This is a genomic window from Streptococcus sp. GMD4S (genome assembly GCF_000296955.1).
In genome coordinates this window covers 1-4,828 of record NZ_AJRE01000097.1, presented here as the reverse complement: position 1 = coordinate 4,828, position 4,828 = coordinate 1, and the positions used below count along the sequence as shown (strand labels likewise).

General features: G+C 42.9%; 6 protein-coding genes. 2 read left to right on the top strand and 4 right to left on the bottom strand.

Going from position 1 to position 4,828, the window contains the following annotated elements; translation table 11 throughout:
• Together GMD4S_RS06995 and GMD4S_RS06990 are read right to left on the bottom strand one after the other, a co-directional pair.
• The coding region (locus GMD4S_RS06995) for an HAD-IIB family hydrolase (protein WP_000152921.1) at positions 1-624 on the bottom strand (624 nt) is incomplete at its 3' end.
• A 23-nt stretch (positions 625-647) separates the two neighbouring features.
• Complete coding sequence (locus GMD4S_RS06990; protein WP_000415553.1) at positions 648-1,967, bottom strand: CapA family protein; 1,320 nt, start codon at positions 1,965-1,967, stop codon at positions 648-650.
• A 155-nt stretch (positions 1,968-2,122) separates the two neighbouring features.
• Between GMD4S_RS06990 and def the strand changes: the two genes are divergently transcribed.
• Complete coding sequence (gene def / locus GMD4S_RS06985; RefSeq protein WP_001272959.1) at positions 2,123-2,734, top strand: peptide deformylase; 612 nt, start codon at positions 2,123-2,125, stop codon at positions 2,732-2,734.
• Between the two features lie 44 nt (positions 2,735-2,778).
• Entirely contained in the window at positions 2,779-3,507 is a 729-nt protein-coding gene (rlmB, locus tag GMD4S_RS06980) for a 23S rRNA (guanosine(2251)-2'-O)-methyltransferase RlmB (protein WP_000855737.1), read from the top strand.
• Positions 3,508-3,543: 36 nt separating this feature from the next.
• Here the strand turns inward: rlmB and trxB are convergent, their stop codons facing one another.
• Positions 3,544-4,455: a thioredoxin-disulfide reductase gene (gene trxB / locus GMD4S_RS06975; protein ID WP_000272343.1), complete on the bottom strand. Its 912-nt coding sequence runs from the start codon at positions 4,453-4,455 to the stop codon at positions 3,544-3,546.
• Between the two features lie 65 nt (positions 4,456-4,520).
• Entirely contained in the window at positions 4,521-4,745 is a 225-nt protein-coding gene (locus GMD4S_RS06970; protein WP_000924294.1) for a DUF4059 family protein, read from the bottom strand.
• Positions 4,746-4,828 lie beyond the last annotated feature (83 nt).

The following is a 4,828-nucleotide window of genomic DNA, read 5'->3' as shown; positions in this document are numbered from 1 at the left end:
GAGTAATTCTTCCAATCCCCAAGCCTTGTGAACCCCAGCCTGCAGGATATCGATACAGCCATAACCGCTAGAAACAGCCCTTACACGACCATCAAAGAGGTCATTGATTTCCTGCAAAACTGAACTAGAACGTTCTTCACCAACGACCATGCTCATCTTTAGAACTCCTCCAAAGAGGTCTGAGTTTAGCTCATCCACAAAATTTGTCCTTTGGTAAAGTTTTTCAATCATCTCTGGAGTCATAAATTTTTCCAGGTCTGTAAAAACCGTTCCTTCCTTGACAAAACTCCCATTCATACTGGTAACGACGAACTGATCTCGACACTCCCTCCCTTTAAAATGAACTAAAGCCTTGTCAACCATAGCATCATCCCAGGTCTGCGCTTGAATCAGTTTATTGTTTTCAAAAATACGCGCCCCATTGGCAACGACTAGAACTACTCTACTCGCCAAGTGTTCTAGTAATTGCCTCATACGGTGAACTTCATTCCCTGTCGCAATGACAAAACGGATATCCCTTTGATCCAGCTGATCTAAAATCTTTTCCAAGCGGGGCAGATCCAGCTGCCCCCTCTGGTCTAGCAAGGTTCCATCCATGTCTGTTGCAATCAATTTAATCGTCATCATATCTCCTTTAGGGTGAGCACCTACCACTTCAACCCTACATGTTCATTCATTTCTTTATAGGCCGTGTCAATTCGTTCCTTGGTCGCCTCGTCCAACTTGTCACGATGACTGCCTCCCTCGATGAAGTCCTCTAGGATATAGGTCTGATAGAGGAAAAGCGGATAGCCTTCTGGAGAGTAAATCCCTTTGGGTGTTCGATTGACCCAAGTAGGATGCGCTTTGGCAGCTTCAATCCTTGTCTTTCCATCTTTTTTCTTAATGGTCACATCCATGAGAACACCGCGCTCCGTCCACTTGGCATTTTCCTCATCTTGCATGGTTTCAATGCGTTGATTTGAGAGGAAATTCCCCATGGAATAGATGATCAGTTTTTTGTCACCATCTTTTTCAACCGTTTCAGCAGGTTCAACGACATGAGGATGCCCTCCAAAGATAATATCTGCTCCCCAGTCAATCATCTTATGGTACAGTGTTTTCTGTTCTTCCGTTGGTTCTAGCTGGTACTCAATTCCCATCTGAGGCATGATGACAGTAATATCCGCCTCCTTCTCTGCACGCTCGATTTCTGCCTTCATCTTATCTTCATTCAAATCAGAAAGATAGCGATTATAGTCCTCTTGAGAGATATACTGCTCAATGCCATTAAAACCGTAAGAATAGGCTAGGAGAGCTACCTTGATACCATTGACTTCCTTTATGACTATAGGGGCTTGGTCTCGGGATTCATGCGTGTAGACTCCGATGGGTGTCATTCCAGCCTTTTCAATAGCTTGAGCCGTTGAAACCACTCCCTCAATTTGAGAATCCAAAATATGATTATGAGCCAAGTCTAGAACTTGGTAGCCTGCATCCTTGATCGCATCCATGACTTCTCCTGGTGCATTAAAGAGAGGATAACCTGCCAAATAGTGGTCCTTGTTCACCGTTCCTTCAAAGTCACCAATCACCAAATCCGCTTGTTTGAGCCAGGGTTTTACATACTCAAAATTTTCATGGAAATCATAGGTCCCATCTTCTTTAAGAGCTGTTCGGTAGATAGGGATATGATAAAGAAGGTCACCATTTGCCATGATACGTGCCGTTGTTTCACCAGACTGATCTTCCTTGGATTGACCAGATGTACTAGCAGAATCAAGAGTTTGGCTACCAGGGCTTGTTCCCTTACTACCTTGTACTGCTAGAACTAATAAGTTTCCCCCCATGGATAAGGCAACTGCAAGCAATAACACAATAATAAACTGGGCATTGGTCCAGGATTTATAATTCTGAAAGAAATCCACACTAGTTCTCCACATCCCATAAAGAGAGCCCTGAGACCATCTATCTTGTCGCTTTTCCATCTTTATTCCCCCTTGTCTTTTGGTGCAAGTCTTTTCTTTTATTATACCACAGACAAAAGAGGAATACCGTTTATTATATTATTTTTTAGGAACTTCTGCGACTTTCTTTCTCGCCTATTTTGTGTTATCATGTAGAGGTAATGAAAGGAGAGAAAATGTCTGCAATAGAACGTATTACAAAAGCTGCTCACTTAATTGATATGAACGATATTATCCGCGAGGGGAATCCGACACTTCGCGCAGTTGCTGAGGAAGTTACTTTCCCACTGTCTGACCAGGAAATCATCCTTGGTGAAAAGATGATGCAATTCCTCAAACATTCCCAAGATCCTGTTATGGCTGAAAAGATGGGACTCCGCGGTGGAGTTGGATTGGCCGCTCCCCAGCTGGATATCTCAAAACGCATTATCGCCGTTTTGGTCCCAAATATTGTAGAAGAAGGTGAAACTCCTCAGGAAGCCTACGATTTGCAAGCTGTTATGTACAATCCAAAAATTGTCTCTCACTCTGTTCAGGACGCTGCTCTTGGCGAAGGAGAAGGTTGCCTTTCTGTTGACCGAAACGTTCCAGGCTATGTTGTCCGTCATGCCCGTGTCACTGTTGATTACTTTGACAAGGATGGCGAAAAACACCGAATCAAGCTCAAAGGTTACAACTCTATCGTTGTCCAACATGAAATTGATCATCTAAACGGAATCATGTTTTACGATCGTATCAATGAAAAAGATCCATTTGCTGTTAAAGATGGTTTACTGATTCTGGAATAAAGAAAATCCCGTTGCAAGACGGGGTTTTGTGTTATAATAGATGCATGAAAACAAATGATATTGTCTATGGCGTCCATGCCGTTACTGAAGCCCTCCTTGCAAACACTGGAAATAAACTTTACCTCCAAGAAGATCTTCGAGGTAAGAATGTTGAGAAAGTCAAGGAACTGGCTACAGAAAAGAAGGTATCCATTTCTTGGACTTCAAAAAAATCCCTCTCTGAGATGACTGAAGGCGCTGTCCACCAAGGTTTTGTTCTACGAGTGTCCGAATTTGCCTATAGCGATCTGGATCACATCCTTTCCAAAACACGACAAGAAGAAAATCCTTTGCTATTGATTCTGGACGGGTTAACTGACCCCCATAATTTAGGTTCTATCTTAAGGACTGCTGATGCGACCAATGTTTCAGGTGTCATTATTCCCAAGCACCGTGCTGTCGGAGTGACTCCTGTCGTTGCCAAAACGGCCACAGGTGCTATTGAGCATGTACCGATTGCCCGAGTGACCAACCTCAGTCAAACCCTAGACAAACTCAAGGCTGAAGGCTTCTGGACCTTTGGAACGGATATGAACGGTACCCCTTGCCACAAGTGGAATACAAAAGGGAAAATCGCCCTCATCATCGGAAATGAAGGAAAAGGCATCTCCAGCAACATCAAAAAACAGGTCGATGAAATGATTACTATTCCCATGAATGGGCATGTTCAAAGTCTCAATGCCAGTGTCGCTGCAGCCATTCTCATGTACGAAGTTTTCCGAAACCGACTATAAAAAAAGTTTCCAATCACTTGATTGGAAACTTTTTTCTTAACTATGTTCTGTAATAAATTTGTAGGCTTCTTGACCAGCGATAGCCCCATCTCCAACTGCTGTTGTTACTTGGCGAAGGTCTTTCTGGCGAACATCCCCAACCGCAAAGATACCGTCAACTCCAGTTTTCATGTGGTTATCTGTCACAATCCAGCCTGCCTGGTCTTGAATATTCAATTCTTTAACAAAATCGCTAACAGGATCCAAACCAACATAGATAAAGACACCACCGAAGGCTTGCTCTGTCACTTGACCCGTTTTTACATTTTCAAATACGACAGATTCTACTCGGTTTTCACCTTTGATTTCCTTGACAACAGAATCCCAGATAAAGTTGACTTTCTCATTTGCAAAAGCACGGTCTTGCAAAACCTTTTGGGCACGAAGTTCATCTCGACGGTGAACAATAGTGACGGACTTGGCAAAGCGAGTCAAGAAGAGAGCTTCTTCTACCGCTGAATCTCCACCACCAACTACGAGCAAGTCTTGATCACGGAAGAAAGCTCCATCACAGACCGCACAGTAAGAAACACCTCGACTGTTCAGTTCTTCTTCTCCGGTAACTCCCAAAAGACGGTGTTTAGAACCAGTTGCTACAATGACAGTACGGGTTTCGTAAACTTGATCATCAGTGATTACCTTCTTAAAGTCACCCTTGTCTTCAATGTTTTCAACATAGCCATAAAGATGCTCCACTCCAAGGTTTTCAAGTGGTTCAAACATCTTTTCAGCCAATTCAGGTCCACTGATATTAGCATAACCTGGATAGTTTTCAATATCAGATGTGTTATTCATTTGCCCTCCTGGCAGACCACCTTCAATCAAAGCCACTTTCAGATTGCTTCGAGCAGCATATAAGGCAGCGGTCATTCCCGCAGGTCCAGCACCGACAATAATCGTATCGTACATTTCTATTCCTTCTTTCTTGTTGTAACTATCTTTATTCTAACTCATTCTTGCTAGTCACGCAAGGATTATGCCTTGAAAACCAAGAGCAAACTCATGACGGCAAAGGATAATACCGGAACGACCAAAACTCCAATCATAATCATATCATAGAGATGAGCTTGGCGAGCTTTGGCTGTCTTGTCCACACCAGACATGGCTCTCAATCCGATCCAAATCCCCAGAAAAATCACGACAAGGATGGTCGTTAAGATCAAACTCTCGAAATACAAAGAAAATAGATGCAGTAGCATGATCTCTCTCGTTTCTATCTTTTTTAAAGAGTAAACTCAGCTAGTCCAACTAACTGAGTTTTCCTTTTTCTATTATATCAAAT